Below are 20,228 nucleotides of genomic sequence, written 5' to 3' on the forward strand. Positions count from 1 at the left end.
TACCATGAATCGATTATTTTCAAGCTTGTTGCTCTTAGCTGCTGGTGCGGCTATAGGGGCTATTGCTCATTCAATATTAACCCCAGCATTCGCCCCTTCACCTAATGATAGTGCAGAGGGTCAACCGTTGTATTGGGTTGCTCCCATGGATGCGAACTTTCGTCGTGATAAGCCGGGAAAATCACCCATGGGCATGGACTTAGTCCCTGTGTATGAAACTAATGGTGAAACTGAAGAGAAAGGAACGGTGACGATTGCGCCGGAAGTGGTTAACAATTTAGGGGTGAGAACGGCGTATGCAGAATATCGTTATCTAGAAAATAAAATTACCACTGTCGGTACGGTTGAGTTTGATCAAGACAAATTAGTCCATATTCATCCTCGTGTTGAGGGTTGGTTGGATAAACTTTATGTTAAAGCGTCCGGTGAGACGGTAAAAAAGGGACAGGCACTTTATGCTGTCTATTCCCCCGCATTAGTAAATGCTCAAGAGGAATTGGTGCTAGCGTTAAAGCGTGATAATAAGCGCTTAATTAACGCTTCTAAAGCACGGTTAGCGGCGATGTTGGTTCCTGCTGCAACAATAGAGCAGGTAATGAAGACACACAAAGTTCTCCAAAACATTACTATCTATGCGATGCAAGATGGGGTTATCGATAACCTTGCTGTGCGAGAAGGTTTTTTCGTAAAGCCGGGTACAACCATTATGTCGATAGCGAATCTTGAACAAGTGTGGGTCAATACGCAAGTGTTTGAGCAGCAGGCAGCTGCCGTTAATGTCGGTGATGTGGTGAGCTTTACTTTAGATTATTTACCTGGGAAAGAGTGGCGTGGCATGGTGGAGTATATCTATCCAGTCTTAGAGAAGACAACGCGCACACTCCAACTACGTTTACGATTTGATAACCCTGATCTACAGCTAAAGCCGAATATGTTCGGTAATGTGGTGATTGATACACAAGCGGATGCTACGGGCTTAATGGTCCCTAAAGAAAGCGTGATTCGGACTGGCCATAATAACCGAGTGGTAATGACCTCTGGGCAAGGTCAGTTTAAATCTGTTGCTGTGGACCTTGGGCGTGTTAACGCTGGTTTTATTGAGATCCTAGCGGGACTCGAAGAAGGAGATGAAATTGTTACCTCTGCGCAGTTTTTGATTGATTCAGAGTCGAGTGTTAATTCTGATTTTATACGTATGGGCCAAGACAGCGAACAAGAAGAACAACAGTCCAGTGTGTGGGTTGAGGCGGTCATTGAGTCATTAATGCCTGAACAGAGGATGGTCCAAGCGACTCATCAAGCGATAGCAGAATGGCAATGGCCTGTAATGACCATGGACTTTGTGGTGGCCAGTGAGGTTGATTACGCTAGCCTTGAGGCTGGACAAAAGTTAAACGTTGAGATCAGTGTAACCGAAGATAATCGCTATATGATTAGTGCTATTAAAGCATTAGCTCGTGGTGAGGGTGAGTCGACAATCAAGAAGCCTTCCAACATGAACCATAGCGATAACGAACAGGACCATAGCAAGATGGACCACAGCCAGATGAATCATGATCATATGGGGGTGCATTAATGATTGCTTCGATTATTCGCTGGTCCATCTATAATCGCTTTTTTGTATTACTCGCGACATTGATCATTGTTGGGCTTGGGGCTTATTCATTAAAGCACACCCCAGTGGATGCGATTCCTGATTTATCTGATGTTCAAGTGATTATTAAAACGAGTTATCCAGGGCAGGCACCACAGGTGGTTGAAGATCAAGTCACTTATCCATTAACAACAGCTATGCTGTCGGTACCGGGTGCGCAAACGGTGCGAGGTTTTTCTTTTTTTGGTGACTCGTATGTTTATGTGATTTTTGATGAAGACACCGATCTATATTGGGCGAGAAGCCGTGTTTTAGAATACTTAAGTCAGGTTGCCTCGAGCTTACCTGCTAGCGCTAAGCCCGAGCTTGGCCCAGATGCGACAGGTGTGGGTTGGGTTTACCTTTATGCTTTGGTCGACAAAACAGGGCAGCATGATTTAAGTCAGCTTCGCAGTCTACAGGACTATTTTTTGAAATATGAACTGCAGACCGTTGCGGGGGTTTCTGAAGTAAGCACTTTAGGGGGGATGGTTAAGCAATACCAGGTACGGGTTGATCCTGATAAATTACGGGCCTTTAATATCCCTTTAAGTTTAATTAAAACGGCGATTAAGCAAGGTAATCAAGAAGTGGGTGCTTCTGTTATTGAGCTAGCTGAAGCTGAATATATGGTACGTGCGACAGGCTATGTCAAAGGAGTGACTGACTTAGAGCAGATCCCCTTAGGCGTGTCCAAACAGGGCGTTCCTCTGTTATTAAAAGATGTTGCTGCGATTGGTACTGGGCCACAGATGCGAAGGGGCATTAGTGAACTCAATGGAGAAGGTGAGGTTGTCACTGGCGTTGTCGTCATGCGCTATGGTGAGAATGCACAGCAAACCATTGACGGGGTTAAAAGCAAGTTGACTCAGTTAAAACAAGGTTTACCAGCCGGTGTTGAAGTTGTGACTGTCTATGATCGTAGTGAGTTAATAGATCGTGCGATTGACAACTTGTGGGTTAAGCTGCTTGAAGAGTTCGTGGTTGTTGGTCTGGTTTGTTTAGTCTTTTTATTCCATTTGCGTTCTTCATTAGTCGCAATTATCAGCCTACCCGTGGGAATTCTAAGTGCTTTTATTATCATGCATTGGCAAGGGTTAAACGCGAATATTATGTCGCTAGGAGGCATTGCCATTGCAATTGGAGCTATGGTTGATGGTGCTATTGTGATGATTGAGAATATGCACAAGCACATGGAAAAAACGCCACTGACGGAGCAGAATCGCTGGCAGGTAGTGACCCAATCTGCGATTGAAGTTGGTCCGGCACTGTTTTTTAGTTTGTTGATTATTACCGTGAGTTTTGTACCTGTTTTCACGCTTGAAGCACAAGAGGGGCGGATGTTTTCGCCGCTCGCTTATACCAAAACCTATGCGATGGCCGCTGCGGCCGCATTAGCAATTACATTAGTGCCAGTACTAATGGGTTACTTTATTCGCGGTAAGGTAGTTAGCGAAGAAAAAAATCCTCTTAATCGTATACTTACCGCTGCCTATTTTCCGTTATTAAAGCGTGCTTTAACTTACCCAAAAATCACGCTAATACTGGCTCTGTTCGCTTTGGCAGTCGGCTTATGGCCGATGAATAAGATTGGTAGTGAGTTTATTCCACCACTGGATGAGGGGGATATTATGTATATGCCAACCACTTATCCTGGGATCTCAGTGGGTAAAGCGCGCGAGTTATTACAACAAACCGATAAGCTCATTATGACAGTGCCTGAAGTTAAAAGTGTGCTGGGTAAAATTGGTCGCGCAGAGACTGCAACGGACTCGGCTCCTTTAACCATGATTGAGTCGTATATTCAGTTAAAACCGCAATCACAATGGCGTGAAGGGGTGACTAGTGAATCAATTCGCCAAGAACTTGATAGTTTAATTCAATTTCCAGGACTGACTAATGCATGGGTGATGCCGATTAAAACGCGTATCGATATGTTGGCAACGGGGATTAAAACCCCTGTCGGTATTAAAGTTGCGGGTCCACAACTTGTAACGATCGAGAAAATTGGTCAAGAACTTGAACATATTTTAGCTGATTTACCGGGAACGAGCTCTGTGTATGCAGAGCGCGTTGCTGGTGGCCGCTACATAAAAGTTGATATAAACCGTTTAAATGCAGCAAAACATGGACTTAATATTGCTGATATCCAGTCGGTGGTTGCCAGTGCAATTGGTGGTATGACGGTGAGTGAAAGTGTAGAAGGGCTAGAGCGTTATCCAATTAATGTACGTTACCCGCAGGATTATCGAGATTCACCGGAGCAGTTGTCGTTGTTGCCGTTAGTGACCCAACAAGGTCATCATATTACCCTAGCTGATGTGGCATCGATTAGAGTTGAAGATGGCCCTCCAGGAATTAAAAGTGAAAATGCTCGGATTAATGGTTGGGTGTATATAGATATTGAAGATGTTGATATTGGTCAGTATGTTGCGGCTGCACAGGCAAGGGTGCAAGAGCAGCTAGTGCTGCCAGCAGGCTACTCTATTACTTGGTCTGGTCAATATGAATATATGCAACGAGCTAAAGATAAGCTGAGCTATGTGGTGCCGCTGACGTTAGCAATTATTATTGTATTGTTGTATCTCTGCTTTCGCAGCTTTGCTGAAGTGTCGATTATTATGGCGACCTTGCCTTTTGCGATGATAGGCAGTGTGTGGTTGTTGTACCTTGAAGGTTATAACTTCTCTGTCGCCGTAGGTGTTGGTTTTATCGCATTAGCGGGGGTTGCTGTTGAGATTGGAGTCATTATGCTGGTGTACCTCAACCAAGCCTTACAAGCTGAAAAAGCGCAAGCTAAGTCGCAGTTGTTGACCTTGGAGCAATTACGCCAAGCAGTAATTCGCGGCGCTGGCCTGCGAATTAGACCGGTGATGATGACCTCATCAGCGATAATCATTGGTTTGTTACCCATTCTTTATGGCAGTGGAACAGGCTCTGAAATTATGAGCCGAATCGCCGCGCCCATGGTTGGTGGGATGCTTAGCGCGATGATCTTAACGCTGCTTGTTCTTCCTGTCGTGTATTTTTTATGGCGTTCTCGCAAGACGATATGAAACTTATTTAATCTTTCACACACCAAGGAGCCAGTAATGTTTTCTAGCCACTCTCAGCAAATAGGTTGAGCAGGGTTGAAGCACATTACTGGCCACTTGGGATCACTGCTTCTTTGGGTTAGTACTCTTCACCGCTTTGTTTAGGGTAGGTACTTTCCATTTTTTTAAAACCTCTAAACACCAGTTAATAGTTAAGTCTTGTACATGCGATAACCGCCTCTTTATTAGTATTGGGGAGAGCTAAATTAACTATAAAGCATGTTTTTTACGCCAACCTTTAAATAAAACTTTACTTAGTAATAAGAATCGTTATCATTCGCGCTATTGTTATTTTACTTCGTGATTTTTAAAGGACCTATAGTAATGAAAAATGTTTCATTTTCGCTGGTTGCGTTAGCAGTATCAGCTGTATTCAGTGTACCTAGTGTGGCTAATCCAGTATCAAACCAAGAAAAGTCGAAAGATAATGTTGAGCGGATCATCGTCACGGGTAGCCGTGTGGTTGAAAGTATTGATGAGGTTCCTGCAACTGTTACTGTTGTTAGCCGTCAGCAGATTGAAAACGAATTAACGGTCAACTCAGAATTACAAAATATCTTAGCCAATAGAGTACCTGGGTTAGCTGCAACGACAGGATCATCGAGCAACTCGAGTCAAACACTTCGAGGGCGAGCGCCGCTTATCATGATTGATGGGGTGCCTCAATCAACGCCTCTACGTAATGGTGCGTTGGGTGTACGTAGTATTGATGCTGCAGCTATTGAACGTATTGAAGTTATTAAGGGAGCTACCTCAATATATGGTAATGGCGCTGCTGGTGGTGTGATTAACTACATTACTAAACAAGGTTCAGCGAAACAGACGAATGTTGAATTAGGCTTAGCAACAAAAGCAAGCTTAGTGGATGTCGAGGATAGTATTGGCTATCGCTATGACTTATCGATAGATGGTAGTCTCGAAGATTTTAGTTATGCGTTTGTTGCTAGCCAAGAAGAAACAGGCGTTCAACGCGATGCTGAAGGCGACATCATGGGAACGCTATATGGATTAACGGATAATACGACTAAGAACTTCTTTACCAAGCTTGGCTATCAAATTGATAGTGATAAGTTAATTCAATTAACATTCAATTACTATGACTCACAAACCGACCCTGATTACATTGATGTGCGTAGTAATGTTAATAGTGGTACGAAAACCTATGCGATAAAAGATCCTGAGAATAAGCCTAAATATGGTGCGCCTCAAGGACCACGTGGCAATCAAAACATTATGCTTAAGTATGCTGATGCAGAGATCTTTACAAATACTGACTTAGTGGTTGATGCCTATAAGCAAGACATCGAGAACATTTTCTTCTTCTCTGCTAACTTATCAAACCCAGAAGCTGGATTAGCTGGTGGACAATCATTTATTAAGTCTGAAAAAGAAGGGTTACGAGGAGTCTTTAATACCTCGGTTGAGTTTGATAATGCTGATGTAAACTTTATCTATGGTACTGATATATTAAATGATGTGACCTCTCAAGGGATTTTAGATGGTCGTATTTGGGTTCCTGAAATGGATATGGGGAATGTGGCCTTCTTCCTCCAAACTAAGTCGATCATTAATGATGATTGGGTAGTTAAGCTTGGTGCTCGCCATGAGAAAATCGATGTTTCAGTTGATGACTATGACACATTACGTTTATGCCGTGGTGAAAAGTGCTCTATTCCAATGGCTGTCGCTGGTGGTGATTTAGATTACGAGGCGACAACCTATAACTTTGGTTTACGTCATATTGGCAACGAGGCGTTCTCTCCTTTCTTTAATTACTCACAAGGGGCGGATATATCTGACCTTGGTCGTTTATTACGTTCTGCAAAAGTGAATGATATCAACCTTGTTCATACTGAAGCGTCGATTATTGATAACTATGAATTAGGTTTTAGCAGCCAGCTTGATGACTTGTTCCTTACCTTTGCGGCCTATCGTAGTACGTCTGAATTAGGCACAACGACGAAAGAAGATCCTGTTACGGGAATCTACTTGCCGGTGCGTGCACCGCAAAAAATTTGGGGTTATGAAGCGACCGCGGACTATCATATTAATGATGAGTTATCACTTAGCGCAGGGTATGCGTGGGTGGAAGGTAAAAACACTGAAGATGATGTTTACTTAGGCGGAAAGCAAATTGGTGCGCCCAAATTTAATACAACGCTGTCGTATTTACCATCACAGGATAGTCGTATTAGTGTAAATTATCTTCGTGTATTTGACCGTAAGCGCTTTGATGCCGTTGATGGTAAATATGCGGGAACTAATGGCCCTGTGAGTGGCTATGATCTGGTTAATTTAAGTGGCCACTATCAATTAGATGAGTGGCAACTCTATGGGGGTATCGAAAACTTATTTAATAATGATTACTATACCGCTAAAGCTCAATCCTATACTTATTCAGGTTATAACATTAAAGGGCTCGGGCGCACCCTAAAAGTAGGCGTAAAATTTAAGTTTTAATTAAAACTAACCCTAACTATTAAGCGCTTAAGAAGCCTCTTAAGCGCTTAATAGCTTATCTTGCGCGGTTTATTTGCTCGCAAACTTCTCGCATTGGTTCAATTACTCTTGGCGTTGGGCGATGAAGAATAGTCGCGTTGGGGTAGTAAATATGGTTGTTTTTAACCGCTGGTAATAATTGCCATTGCTCCCAGTTAAACAGTTCATGATCGCGTGTTTGTTTATCCCTAGGCACTAAAATCACTTCCGCTCCACTTAACAGCACATTTTCAACGCTGACTTTGGGATAAGCTGTTTTGGTATCCGCAAAGACATTGATGCCTCCGCAGCGACTAATATATTGGCTGATCCAGCTTTGCTCACTGATAGTCATCAAGGGTTTAGACCATAACTGGTAAAAGGTTTTTATTGGTGCCTTTTTTTGATATTTCGCTGTTATTTCTGCCAGCTCTCGCTCGAAGCCAGCAGCAATTTTATTTGCTTGCTCGACTTGACCTGTCGCATTACCCAGATGACGAATATTTGAAGCTATTTCGGTTAAAGATTGTGGATTAGAGTCAACAACAGTAAAGCCAAGCTGCTTAATTTGTTCTATCTGGTTGATTTTATTTCCACCCGACCACGTCACAATTAAGTCCGGTTTTAAGGCAATTACTTTTTCTAACGTAATACCTTTGTAATCACCAATTACTTCAATTGACTTAGCTTGTTCTGGATAATCTGCGTGGGAGATGGTTCCGACAATACGATCACCGACACCCAGGCTATACAATAATTCGACAGAATGCGGAGATAGTGCAATGATCCGCTTTGGCGCCGTTTGGTCTGCAACAGCGGTGATGCTGGTCAATAAGATGCAAGAGGCGAGAGTTAGTCGGGTGAGTTTAGTAATCAAAGCCAATTCTCGCTTTCACACCTGCTTCAAAAGCGTGCTTAATTGGTTGCACTTCACTAATGGTATCGGCTATATCAGTTATAGCACGGTGACAAGCACGACCACTAACAATCACGTGTTGCATTGGCGGGCGGTTTTTTAATGCATCTACGACTTCTTCAACATCAAGGTATTTATAGGTGACCATGTAAGTAATTTCATCGAGTAGTACAAGATCTAGGCTTGGGTCTTGTAACATTTCTTTTGCTTGTGACCAAGCGTCTTGTGCTGCTTTAGTGTCCAGCTCACGATCTTGGGTGTTCCAAGTAAACCCTGTTCCCATCACATGAAAACGAACGCCTAACTTTTCGAGTACATTGCGTTCGCCACACGGCCATTTACCTTTAATAAATTGAACTACGCCTGCTTTTTGGTCGTGACCGACACAGCGTAAAACGGTGCCGAAACCACCAGTGCTTTTTCCTTTACCATTGCCAGTAAGCACCATTAATATGCCTTGCTCTTTTGTTGCAGCAGCTACCTTGGCATCGATGTTCTTTTTAATGGCTTGTTGGCGCTCTTTATGGCGCTGGTTTTTGCTTTCTTCACTCATAATGAGTCCTATTTATCCATTGGTAATAATTGTGTGTGTTAAAGTTAGTTAACTATGTAGGCTAATAGAATTAAATAAATAACAATTTCAGCTAGTTGTTGTGCTTGTCCTAATAAGTCACCCGTGTAACCACCCAGTTGGCGTTGATACCAAGTAATAACGATAAAACGCAAGCAGATGAGCCCGGTAATTAATAGCGCACTCAACTCAAGGGGCAACCAATATAATGGGATTAATGCACTTGTCAGTAAGATTATTAACTCTAAGGGCGTTTGCTGTTTGGTCATTGGTTTGACTTTACTTGAGTCAATATCACGAACATAGGTTTGATCGAAGATAAGGCTTACGGCAAGAACCCGACTTAGGCAATGCCCAACAAGTAAAGCGCCTATCACATTGCCAAAAAGGCTTAATTGCTCTGATTGCGTCGCTAGCTCAAGTAATAATTGAAACTTTAATAAAAGCGTGAGAAATAGCGCTAAAGCACCATAAGTACCAAGGCGTGAGTCTTTCATGATGGTGAGTTTTTGTTCAACAGTCCAGCCACCTCCAAAGCCATCCCAAGTATCAGCTAGGCCATCTTCATGAAACCCCCCTGTGAGTAATACACTGGTAATCATCGATAAAATAATCGCGATAGACGGGGGGAAAAAGAGCGAGCTTAACCAAAATATCAACACGCTGAATGTGCCAATATATAAACCTACTAAGCCATAATAACGGTTGGCTTGGTTGAGGTATTCTGGCTTAAATTCATCGATCGGTTTAACCTTAATACGCGTAAAAAAGCTTAAGGCGACTAACCACAGCCTCCATTGTTGCTTTATTGAGGCTGTAAGCGTCAACACTAGTTTACCTCGGTGACATTGGCTTGTGAGAAGCTTGCCATCTGATTATAAAATGCTAAGGCGTTTTGTAACAATGGCAGCACCAATGGGCACCCAGTTCCTTCGCCAAGACGTAGATCCAAGGATAATACCGGTGAAGCATGTAGCTCTTTTAGCAGAAGGTGATGCCCTAATTCCTTAGAGCAGTGACTAAAAATCATATAGTCACGAACATTCGGCGATAATTTGGTCGCAATCAACGCGGCTGTCGTCGAGATAAAGCCATCGACAATAATAACCTTCTCGGCTTTCGCAACCGCTAACATTGCACCGACCATTTGGGCTATTTCAAAGCCACCTACTGCAGCTAAAGTTTCTAGTGGCGTTGACATACGATCGCGATGTAACAGCACAGCTGTTTTAATGATCTCTTTCTTTTTCGCTAAACGAAAATCGTCAATCCCAGTCCCTCGACCAACACAGTAGTCAATGTCATTATCGGTAATTGCATGCATTAATGCTGCTGCTGAAGTGGTGTTGGCGATCCCCATTTCACCAATGCCAATGATATTACTCCCCGCATCAATTTGCTTGGCAGCTATTTTTGCGCCTAGAGTGATCGCTTGCTCGGCTTGTTTTACGCTCATTGCAGCTTGTAAATGAAATGGCGCAGTCATTGGTGCGATGCGTTGTTTGATGAGGCGAGGGTGGTCAGGTTGTTCTGATACCGTGCCACAATCAATCACTTTGAGTTCCATCTGACTTTGGTCGCAAAAAGCATTAATGGCAGCGCCACCGGCACAGAAGTTAGCAACCATTTGCCCCGTCACTTCATTGCCGGCAATCGAGACCCCTAATTCACTCACACCATGATCACCCGCAAAAACTAGTTGAGTCGGTTGCAGTAGCTTGGGTTCTTCGTCACCCAAAATTAAGCTAAGTTGAAGTGCAATATCTTCTAAGACCCCCAATGAGCCAATTGGCTTGGTCTTATTATCAATCCGTTGTTGTATTTTATCCTTTGATTTATGTGATAGTGGATTTATTACAAACATATTTCTCTCTAATGATTACGTTGAGTGCGTTGTTTTAAGATAAACAAAAAGAACACACTACCAATTGCTGAGGTAATGATCCCTAAAGGAATTTCTTGATTTTCAATTAGTGTTCTAGCTAGCAGGTCAATATATATCATAAAGAGTCCCCCAGTAAGAGCGACTAGAAAATAATTATTGAGTTGATGTTGACCAAAAATAAGCCTAATTGCATGGGGGATTAATAAACCCACAAAGGCGATTCCCCCCGCGCTAGCTACAATAACTGAGCAAATTAACGAACTAATAATTAGCATTGATAAGCGAACACGGGATACGTTAACGCCTAAGGTTGTCGCACTCTCGTCACCACTAGAAATGGCAACAACATGCCGTGAAAAGGCAAAAAATACTACAATACTACTACAAATTATTATGGCTGGTGCGAGCAACGTATCCCATTGTGCTTGTGCAAAGCTACCGAGCGTCCAAAACAAAATAGAAGCTGCCGCTTGCGGGTCGCTATTATAAAGCATGGCACTTGAGGCTGCGCTAAACATAAATGACGTAGCAACGCCCGCTAATAACATTCGCTCGACTTGGTTGTAAGCACTGCGTCCAGCAATACTTACAACCATGAACACTGATAGTAAACCGCCAACGAACGCAGCCGCGGGGAGTAAAATCATCGAAATATGATTCAGGATTGTTAGCATCATGACGGCGCCAAATGATGCACCTGCTGAAATACCGAATAAGTAAGGATCGGCCAAAGGGTTTCGCGTCACTAATTGCAATATTGCGCCTGACACTGCAAGTCCTGCCCCCGCAAGAAAAGCCAAGATGATCCGTGGTAAACGTAACTCAAGTACGATTTGTTGGTAAATTGGGTTGAGCTGTTGTTCAAAAAATGGAGAAAGCAGGGCACTGAAGACGTCGTTTAATGAAATACTAATCGCGCCATGGCTTAGTGCAATGAGCGCACTCACCAATAGAGTCAGCATTAACCCAGGGATTATAAATAGCTGAGATTTCATTGCTGCTCCCAATAATGGAACAACAAATGGGGATGCTGATGGTCAGGGTGAGTTGTTGTTGTGACTTTAACGTTATAAACCTGACTAATTAGTGCAGGTAATAAGACTTCATCAGGAGTACCTTGCGCAATAATATGACCTTTATTGAGTAAAATTAAGCGATCACAAAAAGCACTCGCAATATTGAGATCATGTAGTGAAGCTATTACCGTTTCACCGAGGTTTTTGACTCGATTGAGTAAATCAATTTGATAATGAATATCGAGGTGGTTGGTTGGCTCATCCATAATTAATAGTTGCCCTCGTTGCACAATGGCTCGTGCTATCAGGGTACGTTGCTGTTCACCACCTGACAGATCATCAAAACAGCTGGTGGCTAAATGAACTAAGTCTACCTGCGTTAATGCTTGGCTAACGAGTTCAAGATCATCGGCTGTTTCAGGCTCAAACAGCCCTTTATGAGGCGTTAAGCCCATCTTGACAACGTCGAAAACAGAATAGGGTAACGAGCTAGGGGCTTGAGGTACCACGGCGATTGCTTTTGCTGCTTTGGCTGCATTAAGTTGCCAAATATCTTTTTCGGCTAAAGTGATGCAACCGCTTGATGGCTTTGTATAACGATAGAGTGTACGGAGTAAACTTGTTTTGCCACTGCCGTTCGGGCCAATTATACCAATAAACTCACCTTGTTTGACGTTAAAAGTGATGTCATTGAGAATGTTTTTGTTTGCTACTGCCCAACACAGGTTGCTGACTTGGAGTAAAGGTTCAGACATCGTGCGCTCTTGCTGGTGTGCAATGATGGTGTTGATTAAAGGTAAGAAAAATACACATTTTGCTGTTATGCACAGAGAAGGAGTAGTAAAGATACTACAACTTGTCCAACGCAAGTACTCCGCTTGGTTTTGGATAAAGTAACGTTCAATTATGATTGGTAGGTATCTGGCTTACTAATTTTTCAGCTTACAGTTGCGGGTACAGCCGTGAATTCCCATCACGTTCCCTAACCAATGGCTTATTATCAGCTTTTTGAGTCAATATTCAATAACAGATTTAATTATCTACAGGAAACCTAAATTATGCATAGGTATTTGGCCAAACAAGGGTGTGCCATATTTTACCTTTATCATCGATCACCACATCGATAGTAATAACGGCAGCGTAATCTATTTTTAATGCGATGAGGTGCTGATTACCTGATAAGGGTAATCCTAAAACTTTGGCAATTATGTAGCGAATAACGCCACCATGACAAACGATTAAAGTATTTTTTTCTTGAACAATCACTTGATGCCAAGCTAGATCTACGCGCTGGTAAAATTGCTCTACTGATTCGCCGGAGGGGGGAGGGTTATTCCAAGGATCTTGCCAAAATAGATCCAGTTGCTGAGGGTAGTGTTGATAAAGATAGTCGAATGACTTTCCATCCCACTTACCGAAGTCCATCTCTTTAAATTGTTCAGTTACTTGATAGGGTAGGCTGTTAGCTTTTGCATAGGACTGAGCTTGTACACTACAGCGGTTTAATGGCGAAGATACCACGGCATCAACGGTGGGTATCGACGCTAAGGCTTGTTGCATCTGCTGTTCACCTAATGGAGAGAGAGCAACATTATGGTGACCATTAAGGCAATTTTTCGCGATGGTTTCACCATGGCGTAACAAAGTTAAACTAAACTTTTTCATGAGCTTCTATCAGTGATTAACTGGTTAATAAATATCAATTATGAAAATTAATTACATAATTGTTAGGCTTTCGGCTAGAAATTAGGTTATAAATTTACCATAATGTAGCAATAATTATATTAAAATCATTTCTCAGGTAACAAAGTTATTATACAACGTAGGAATTGTAGGACTTTGTGCTACGCATAAATAAGACAAGGTAGATAAATGAACAGTCGTCAAGAGTTACCAAGCTGGCAGTTTTTAGTTGAGCACGCGCAGCAAATGAAGAAGCAGCATTTAAATGATTTATTTGCTAATGATGTGCAACGCTTTGATAAGTTTTCAATTAAATTGCCCCACCTATTACTAGATTACTCTAAAAATCTAGTAACTCAAGAAACGATGACTGGCTTAATCAAGCTTGCTCAAGATTGTGAAATCGAGCAGTGGCGCGATAAAATGTTCAGTGGTGAGAAAATCAACCTGACTGAAAATCGTGCGGTACTGCATACTGCCTTACGTGACCGTAGTGGCGAAGCGTTAATACTCGACGGCGAAAATATTACCGAGACAATTAATACTGAACTGGCCAAGATGGAAGACTTTGTACGTAAAGTGCGTCAAGGTGAATGGAAAGGCCATTCTGGTAAACGAATTACTGATATTGTCAATATCGGTGTCGGTGGTTCTAACCTTGGTCCACAAATGGTGACTGAAGCATTAAAAAACCACAGTGATAATAGTGTTAATGTTCATTACGTTTCAAACGTCGATGGTGCGCAAATTGCTGAAGTTTTACGTCCATTAGATCCTGCAAGCGTACTTTTTGTAGTATCTTCGAAGACGTTTACTACAACAGAAACTATCACGAATGCTAGAACGGCGAAAAGCTGGTTAACATCAGCATCATTTGATGATGAAGCGGTTAAACACCACTTTGTTGCAGTAACGTCTAATCTTAAAAATGCGACCGAATTTGGTATTGGTGCAGATAACATTTTCTCTATGTGGGATTGGGTTGGCGGTCGTTTCTCGCTATGGTCAGCAATTGGTCTACCAATTGCACTAGACATGGGCTTTGATAAGTTCATGGCGTTGCTCGAGGGGGCACATCAAATGGATCGTCACTTTGATGAGACGCCTTTAGAGACTAATACTCCTGTGATCCTTGCGTTATTAAGTTTATGGAATACCACTTTCTTAGGTTCACAGTCACAAGCTATCTTACCTTATGATCAAACATTGCATATGTTAGCGGCTTACCTACAACAAGCTGAAATGGAATCAAATGGTAAGTCAGTTAGCTGGAGTGGTGAAGATATTGACTATCAAACCGTTCCTTCGATTTGGGGTGGTGTGGGTATTAACGGTCAACACGCGTTCTATCAATACTTGCATCAAAGCAAAAATATTATTCCTGCTGATTTTATCGGTTCAATTGAAAGCTCAACGCCAGTTAAAGGGCATCATGAAACATTGATGAGTAACTTCTTTGCACAGACAGAAGCGTTAATGAGCGGTGTAAACGAACAGCAAGTCCGTGAAGATTTAAAAGCAAAAGGTCGTACTCAAGAGTATATTGATCAACTTGCACCGCATAAGGTTCATCAAGGTAACCGTCCGACGAACACAATCTTGCTTGATCGTATCGATCCATTAAGCTTAGGTGGCTTAATTGCGTTATATGAACACAAAATCTTTGTGCAAGGTATCATTTTGCAAGTGTGTTCATTTGACCAATGGGGCGTAGAATTAGGTAAGGGATTAGCGGCTAAAATTCAAACGGAATTAGCTGAAGATGGAGAAGTGGGTGAGCATGATTCTTCAACGACAAACCTTATCAACTATTACAAACAAATGCGTTTTGGTAAGTAAGAAACTTTAAACGATTTGCATGACTCCGTCTCTTAACTCAAAAACTAGTGAAGGGATGGAGTTTCAATTAATGCTTGTTGTAAAACAAGCATTTTTCGTAATATAAGCTCTTGTTTTTTAGTTAAATCATTAAATTTAACGATAGAACCTGTGTCAGTACATTTTATCACGGTACTATTGACAGCTAGTTTTCTACCCGAATGATCAAATAAACTGACCTGCACTTTGGTGTTTTCATCACTGACCAATGCTGAAGCTATTTTTAACCCACCTAAATTAATTTCATATTCAGTACAAAAATCTGGAAAGCCATTTTCGGCAAAGATCACTGCCTCGATATCATCATGGACTTCAACCCGAGTGCCCGCTCTTCGGTTATGATTCGATGGCATAATAATTACAAGCTCCCTAGTATAGGTTACGTTATATAATACTAGTTGTTGTTTTTGCTTTTTGCTGCTTGAGTTTAACTTTTTTAATTTCCGTCTTTTATATTGACTGAAATACGCTAATACAATTTGGCGTTCACAGGAATGTGAAATAGATGGCACAATATATCTTGATACTAACAAAGGAGGGCTAGAATCTCACAATTGATAATGGTAAATTGTGCGGTTCGTTTGTTAGGCTTAAGGTCGTCTAACTAATGTACTAATGTGTACAGTCTACTATAGCGTTATGATAATTGTTTTGTAATTAGGGTCAGTTTTTATATGAGTATTTTACAACGTACTGCAAGTGCTTCCATTGAAAGCTTGAATCGTGTTTTTACTGTGCCTGAAGATCAAGAGTCGACTCTAGGGCAGATAGAATTAGAAATCTCGCAGAACTTAGAAGGTTTTTTACAGCAGCATATTGTTGCTGTTGAAAAAGACTTACAAGAAGTTGAAAAGGATTTTTCTGAATCGGAAATCCCAAACGATCCTATTTTCGTGTCGGAGCAAGCTGATTTTCTATTAGATAAGCTAGTTTCACAGTCGGTCCATACAGCATCTCCTAGTTTTGTTGGGCATATGACATCCGCACTGCCTTATTTTATGCTGCCATTGTCAAAAATAATGATAGCGTTAAATCAAAACTTAGTTAAAACCGAAACGTCCAAGTCTTTTACACCGTTAGAGCGTCAAGTGACGGGCATGTTGCACCGATTAGTGTATGAAAAAAGTAATGACTTTTATGAGCGCTTTTTACACGATCAAAATTATGCGTTAGGCGCATTCTGTTCGGGCGGTACGATTGCCAATATCACCGCGCTATGGGTCGCAAGAAATAATGCCTTTGCGGTATCGAAAGATTTTGCAGGTGTTCATCAAGAAGGCTTAACCAGTGCACTGCTTCATCATGGTTATCGCGGTGCTGCTGTCTTAGTGAGTGAGCGTGGGCATTACTCGCTAAAGAAAACCGCTGATATTCTTGGGCTAGGCACCAATAATATTATTTCTATTGCGACTGATGATAATAATCGCATCTCAATGAATGCGCTTAAAGCGAAGTGTGAAGAGCTAACCGAGCAAAAAATTAAGATCATGGCCTTAGTTGGCATTGCTGGTACGACTGAAACGGGTAGCGTTGATCCATTAGATGAAATGGCCGACCTAGCCGAGCAATATCAATGTCATTTCCATGTTGATGGCGCGTGGGGAGCTCCGACTCTGTTTTCTAAACGCTATGCGCCTTTACTCAAAGGCATTGAGCGCGCTGACTCTGTAACTATCGACGCCCATAAACAGTTATATATTCCTATGGGCGCTGGTCTCGTTGTGTTTAAAGATCCTGCGGCGTTACATGCTATAGAGCACCATGCTCAATATATTATTCGTAAAGGTTCTAAAGATTTAGGCAGTAAAACCTTAGAGGGTTCTCGACCGGGTATGGCCATGCTAGTCCACTCTGGTTTGAAGATTTTAGGAAAAAGTGGCTATGAGTTACTGATTGAGCAGGGGATTAATAAAACTCGTCATTTTGCTGATTTAATTGAACAGCATGACGACTTTGAATTATGCAGTGAACCAACGTTAAATATTCTAACGTATCGTTACGTTCCGCGATGGTTACAACAAGAGTTGCTTGATTGTGATAGTGAGACGAGGGAGAAAATTAATGCTTCACTCAATCGCTTCACTAAATACTTACAGAAAACCCAACGTGGCCACGGTAAGGCGTTTGTGTCTCGGACTCAACTAACCCCTGCGCGATATCAACATGATCCGATTATTGTTTTTCGGGTAGTGTTAGCGAACCCATTAACAACTCCTCAAATCTTAAAAGATATTCTTGATGAGCAAGCGCATCTAGCGATTCAAACGGGTGCTGAAGTTTATCAAAATAAGCTACTAGAAATTGCCAGAAAATAACTCAAGCCCTGTGTCGGCTTGAGTTATAAAACAATCATTTATTGGCTATTAATTGCCATCCTGTTGGGAATAATTCCCGCAGTTGGCATTGCTGCTTGTTGTTTTAAGTGGTGTTGATAAATGACCGAATATGCCAAGATATTTTTCACATACTCACGAGTTTCGCGGTAAGGAATGGTTTCTACCCATTGCGCTTGTGGTAAATCTTTTTTAACCCAATGCTTTACGCGGTGTGGGCCTGCATTATAGGCCGCAGCAGCGACAGCAAGGTTACCATCAAACTTCGTTAACAAGCCTTTTAAATAGCCCATACCTAGACGGATATTAAAGCTAGGTTTTAGGAGTTGAGCTCTGGAATGATATTTAATACGTTCACGTTTAGCTTGCAGTTTGGCGGTGCCAGGCATTAGCTGCATTAAGCCAGTTGCCCCAACGTGTGAATGGGCACGAGTCATAAAAGCACTTTCTTGACGAGCAATGGCAAGTGGCCAACTCAAGCTCATATCCGTTCGCTTTGCTTCTTTTTTAAAGCTTTTCATGTGAGGCATTGGAAAACGTAAATCGAGATCGTCACGCTGTTCAGTCATTGTCAGTGTAATAATAGCTCGATTATGCCAACCCCATTGGTGAGCAATTTGTGCGGCAGTGATCCGTTGTTCTTCACTCATTGGCTTAACCATTTGATACCATTCCCGACGTGCCGCTAAGTTCTTTTTAATCGTGTATAACTCATACGCTCGAATGAGGTATGGATTATCATTAAGCTGTTGAACTAGCTGCTCGTTAACTGGTAAAGAGCGGTGGTTAAGGCTATACGGTAAGTTGAGTTTGTCACTTGCGAGAAAGCCGTAGTAACGACGTTTAGTTGCAATCTGTTGCAGTAATTGATTAGATTGTTTTACTTTCCCCGTCATTTCTAATGAAATAGCATACCAGTACTGCCATTCTAATGTAGCCGAGTTAGCTTCTTGATGAGTGGTGTGAAGCGCCATAATGCGCTGCCAGTCACTGTCGCCAACGAGGTGACGTAATACTTGAGATTGTTTTCCTTTTGATAGGGCATCCCACGAAAGCACTTCTAACCAGTGGTCGAGTGCCCCTTTATTATTCACTATCGCACGAATTGCAAGGCGATTAAGTAAGTTCTTTTTGATCGTATCAGTAAAACCAATATGATGTTTAATTTTGTTTTCGATTAAAATCGCTTTATCTAATTTTTGGTGGATTAGGCGTTCTGCGGCAACAGTCATGATTGCGTTAGCAAAGCGTCCTCGTTGTTGCCAATAATCAGCATCTTGTAATCGTTGAGGTTGATTAAAGAGTTTAAGCCAATAGTCGAAAGTTGCTCGGTCTTGTCTGCTTAGTGATTTGGCTAAGTATTTAGCTAGGGTCTTGTTTCTCGCGACTAAAGCTAGCTTGATGCGATTCATTGTGCGCTTAGCTGTTTGGTGTCCTGCTTGTTTCCAGTGTTTTAGCATTTTATCGCAGCTTTTAGGTAGTGAATCCCCAGTTGCAAAAATATTATGCATTTGTGCGATGGCAAGCGACTTATCTTTACTGTGGTAACGTGCATCCAGTTGCATACAGTGGTATTTGACGTTATCGCCATCACGATACAAGTTGAGTACGTCATGCCAATTTTTGACTTTGTGCTTGGCTGTGAGTGCTTGTAGGCGAAAGCGGTTAATGAATGGCAGTCCTTTATAACGGTTGATAAAGCTATTGATGTCAGTTATTGACTTTTTGGCAAGATCTTTACGGATTACTTTATAGGCTAGATAAGGGTAAAGCGGATAGTCAGTTAATTTATCAAGCCGTTTATTTAGTTTTCTTGCTTGCTCGTCTGAAATGTTTTTCTTATCTAATTGTTTAGACAGGTATAAGTAGTCTTCACGTTGTTCTGCACGGTTATTACTTGGCTGAGCAACAGAGGTTGCACTGAAAAGAATTAAGAAAGAGAAGATAAATAGCTTTGACATCAAATACACTCCAAAAAAAACATGTCACCAAGGGATAACTCCATTAACCCCATGAATCAAACTGCTAATGAGATATATTAGCACTGTCACCCAATCGATGCATTAGATTAACGGTCGCTGAATCCCGCTTGTTATTTAACTGATTGAAATTGGATTAGATTAATAATAGAAACTATGGAGTGACTTCTCTATTGATCGGGTTATCTAATGAGATTAGGGTTTCCGTGGATTGGATCTCATCAATTGCCTGAATCTTGTTGATTAATACACGGTGCAAATGATCTATTGATTTCGCCATTATTTTAACAAAAATATTATAATGGCCAGTGGTATAGTAAGCTTCTAACACTTCTTCTATGTTCTCCAGTTTAGCAATGGTTGGTTGGTAATCACCGGCGGCTTTTAAGTTGATCCCAATAAAACAACACACGTCATACCCCAAGGCTTTGCCGTTTAACTCAACCTTGGTTTTGGCGATAATGCCAGCTTGCTTCATTTTCTCTACTCGAACATGAACAGTTGCTGGACTGACGGCAAATCTTTTACCTAGCTCAGCATAAGGACTTCTCGCATTGTCTCTTAAAGCATTGAGGATGTTTTTATCCAAATTATCGATTTGATAATGTTTATTCATAATAAGCTCTATTTTTTGTGTTTTATTCAGTTTAATTCGTGTTTCGTTAAATAAATAGAATTAATTTGTTTTATTCTGTATCGAATGGTTGATGAAGTAGGGTAATTAGTAGATGATTGCTACTAAGTATTTAGTGGCGGTGTGT

15 protein-coding genes and 1 riboswitch are annotated in these 20,228 nt (G+C 41.6%); of the genes, 5 read left to right on the forward strand and 10 right to left on the reverse strand.

The window, feature by feature from the left end:
• Positions 1–4 precede the first annotated feature (4 nt).
• The 3 genes from Q8W26_RS00940 (at position 5) to Q8W26_RS00950 (ending at position 7,188) form a co-directional block, all read left to right on the forward strand.
• Positions 5–1,576 (forward strand): efflux RND transporter periplasmic adaptor subunit, encoded by a 1,572-nt coding sequence (locus tag Q8W26_RS00940; RefSeq protein WP_101212925.1) that lies wholly within the window; start codon positions 5–7, stop codon positions 1,574–1,576.
• A complete protein-coding gene (locus tag Q8W26_RS00945; RefSeq protein ID WP_101212926.1) occupies positions 1,576–4,689 on the forward strand; it encodes an efflux RND transporter permease subunit in 3,114 nt (1,037 codons plus the stop codon). Before Q8W26_RS00940 ends, Q8W26_RS00945 begins: the two co-directional genes overlap by 1 nt.
• Positions 4,690–5,052: 363 nt before the next feature.
• On the forward strand, positions 5,053–7,188 hold the full coding sequence (locus Q8W26_RS00950; protein ID WP_101212927.1) for a TonB-dependent receptor: 2,136 nt from the start codon (positions 5,053–5,055) through the stop codon (positions 7,186–7,188).
• Between the two features lie 55 nt (positions 7,189–7,243).
• On the opposite strand, the gene Q8W26_RS00955 is transcribed toward Q8W26_RS00950, so the two are convergent.
• The 7 genes from Q8W26_RS00955 to Q8W26_RS00985 all read right to left on the reverse strand — a co-directional run bounded on the left by Q8W26_RS00955 (position 7,244) and on the right by Q8W26_RS00985 (position 13,259).
• On the reverse strand, positions 7,244–8,083 hold the full coding sequence (locus Q8W26_RS00955; protein ID WP_305471905.1) for a cobalamin-binding protein: 840 nt from the start codon (positions 8,081–8,083) through the stop codon (positions 7,244–7,246).
• Complete coding sequence (gene cobO, locus Q8W26_RS00960; RefSeq protein WP_101212929.1) at positions 8,073–8,675, reverse strand: cob(I)yrinic acid a,c-diamide adenosyltransferase; 603 nt, start codon at positions 8,673–8,675, stop codon at positions 8,073–8,075. Before cobO ends, Q8W26_RS00955 begins: the two co-directional genes overlap by 11 nt.
• 44 nt (positions 8,676–8,719) lie before the next feature.
• Positions 8,720–9,520: an adenosylcobinamide-GDP ribazoletransferase gene (locus Q8W26_RS00965; protein ID WP_101212960.1), complete on the reverse strand. Its 801-nt coding sequence runs from the start codon at positions 9,518–9,520 to the stop codon at positions 8,720–8,722.
• Positions 9,521–9,522: 2 nt separating this feature from the next.
• Positions 9,523–10,557 (reverse strand): nicotinate-nucleotide--dimethylbenzimidazole phosphoribosyltransferase, encoded by a 1,035-nt coding sequence (gene cobT, locus Q8W26_RS00970; RefSeq protein WP_101212930.1) that lies wholly within the window; start codon positions 10,555–10,557, stop codon positions 9,523–9,525.
• Positions 10,558–10,565: 8 nt separating this feature from the next.
• Positions 10,566–11,573 (reverse strand): iron ABC transporter permease, encoded by a 1,008-nt coding sequence (locus Q8W26_RS00975; protein ID WP_101212931.1) that lies wholly within the window; start codon positions 11,571–11,573, stop codon positions 10,566–10,568.
• The gene (locus tag Q8W26_RS00980; RefSeq protein WP_101212932.1) at positions 11,570–12,349 is read right to left on the reverse strand and encodes an ABC transporter ATP-binding protein; all 780 of its coding nucleotides are present in this window, start codon (positions 12,347–12,349) and stop codon (positions 11,570–11,572) included. The genes Q8W26_RS00975 and Q8W26_RS00980 overlap by 4 nt, the downstream gene beginning before the upstream one ends.
• A 139-nt stretch (positions 12,350–12,488) precedes the next feature.
• A riboswitch (cobalamin riboswitch) is annotated at positions 12,489–12,600 on the reverse strand.
• A gap of 50 nt (positions 12,601–12,650) precedes the next feature.
• Positions 12,651–13,259, reverse strand: coding sequence for a histidine phosphatase family protein (locus Q8W26_RS00985; protein ID WP_101212933.1), 609 nt, complete (start codon positions 13,257–13,259; stop codon positions 12,651–12,653).
• 207 nt (positions 13,260–13,466) lie between these two features.
• Here Q8W26_RS00985 and pgi point away from each other — a divergent pair, with 207 nt between their 5' ends.
• Positions 13,467–15,116, forward strand: coding sequence for a glucose-6-phosphate isomerase (gene pgi, locus Q8W26_RS00990; protein WP_101212934.1), 1,650 nt, complete (start codon positions 13,467–13,469; stop codon positions 15,114–15,116).
• Between the two features lie 44 nt (positions 15,117–15,160).
• Here the strand turns inward: pgi and Q8W26_RS00995 are convergent, their stop codons facing one another.
• Entirely contained in the window at positions 15,161–15,508 is a 348-nt protein-coding gene (locus tag Q8W26_RS00995) for a PilZ domain-containing protein (RefSeq protein ID WP_101212935.1), read from the reverse strand.
• Positions 15,509–15,829: 321 nt separating this feature from the next.
• Between Q8W26_RS00995 and panP the strand changes: the two genes are divergently transcribed.
• On the forward strand, positions 15,830–17,470 hold the full coding sequence (gene panP, locus Q8W26_RS01000) for a pyridoxal-dependent aspartate 1-decarboxylase PanP (protein WP_101212936.1): 1,641 nt from the start codon (positions 15,830–15,832) through the stop codon (positions 17,468–17,470).
• Positions 17,471–17,508: 38 nt separating this feature from the next.
• Here the strand turns inward: panP and Q8W26_RS01005 are convergent, their stop codons facing one another.
• Together Q8W26_RS01005 and asnC are read right to left on the reverse strand one after the other, a co-directional pair.
• On the reverse strand, positions 17,509–19,449 hold the full coding sequence (locus Q8W26_RS01005) for a transglycosylase SLT domain-containing protein (protein ID WP_101212937.1): 1,941 nt from the start codon (positions 19,447–19,449) through the stop codon (positions 17,509–17,511).
• Positions 19,450–19,621: 172 nt separating this feature from the next.
• On the reverse strand, positions 19,622–20,083 hold the full coding sequence (asnC, locus tag Q8W26_RS01010) for a transcriptional regulator AsnC (RefSeq protein WP_101212938.1): 462 nt from the start codon (positions 20,081–20,083) through the stop codon (positions 19,622–19,624).
• Positions 20,084–20,228: the final 145 nt, after the last annotated feature.

Source organism: Psychrobium sp. 1_MG-2023, assembly GCF_030689115.1.
Taxonomy (GTDB): Bacteria; Pseudomonadota; Gammaproteobacteria; order Enterobacterales; family Psychrobiaceae; genus Psychrobium.

Excerpts from the sequence above, each read along its gene's own strand:
- Q8W26_RS00940 (WP_101212925.1), top strand. The coding sequence starts at position 5 with ATGAATCGATTATTTTCAAGCTTGTTGCTCTTAGCTGCTGGTGCGGCT.
- Q8W26_RS00945 (WP_101212926.1), top strand. The coding sequence starts at position 1,576 with ATGATTGCTTCGATTATTCGCTGGTCCATCTATAATCGCTTTTTTGTA.
- Q8W26_RS00950 (WP_101212927.1), top strand. The coding sequence starts at position 5,053 with ATGAAAAATGTTTCATTTTCGCTGGTTGCGTTAGCAGTATCAGCTGTA.
- cobO (WP_101212929.1), bottom strand. The coding sequence starts at position 8,675 with ATGAGTGAAGAAAGCAAAAACCAGCGCCATAAAGAGCGCCAACAAGCC.
- cobT (WP_101212930.1), bottom strand. The coding sequence starts at position 10,557 with ATGTTTGTAATAAATCCACTATCACATAAATCAAAGGATAAAATACAA.
- Q8W26_RS00975 (WP_101212931.1), bottom strand. The coding sequence starts at position 11,573 with ATGAAATCTCAGCTATTTATAATCCCTGGGTTAATGCTGACTCTATTG.
- Q8W26_RS00980 (WP_101212932.1), bottom strand. The coding sequence starts at position 12,349 with ATGTCTGAACCTTTACTCCAAGTCAGCAACCTGTGTTGGGCAGTAGCA.
- Q8W26_RS00985 (WP_101212933.1), bottom strand. The coding sequence starts at position 13,259 with ATGAAAAAGTTTAGTTTAACTTTGTTACGCCATGGTGAAACCATCGCG.
- pgi (WP_101212934.1), top strand. The coding sequence starts at position 13,467 with ATGAACAGTCGTCAAGAGTTACCAAGCTGGCAGTTTTTAGTTGAGCAC.
- Q8W26_RS00995 (WP_101212935.1), bottom strand. The coding sequence starts at position 15,508 with ATGCCATCGAATCATAACCGAAGAGCGGGCACTCGGGTTGAAGTCCAT.
- panP (WP_101212936.1), top strand. The coding sequence starts at position 15,830 with ATGAGTATTTTACAACGTACTGCAAGTGCTTCCATTGAAAGCTTGAAT.
- Q8W26_RS01005 (WP_101212937.1), bottom strand. The coding sequence starts at position 19,449 with ATGTCAAAGCTATTTATCTTCTCTTTCTTAATTCTTTTCAGTGCAACC.
- asnC (WP_101212938.1), bottom strand. The coding sequence starts at position 20,083 with ATGAATAAACATTATCAAATCGATAATTTGGATAAAAACATCCTCAAT.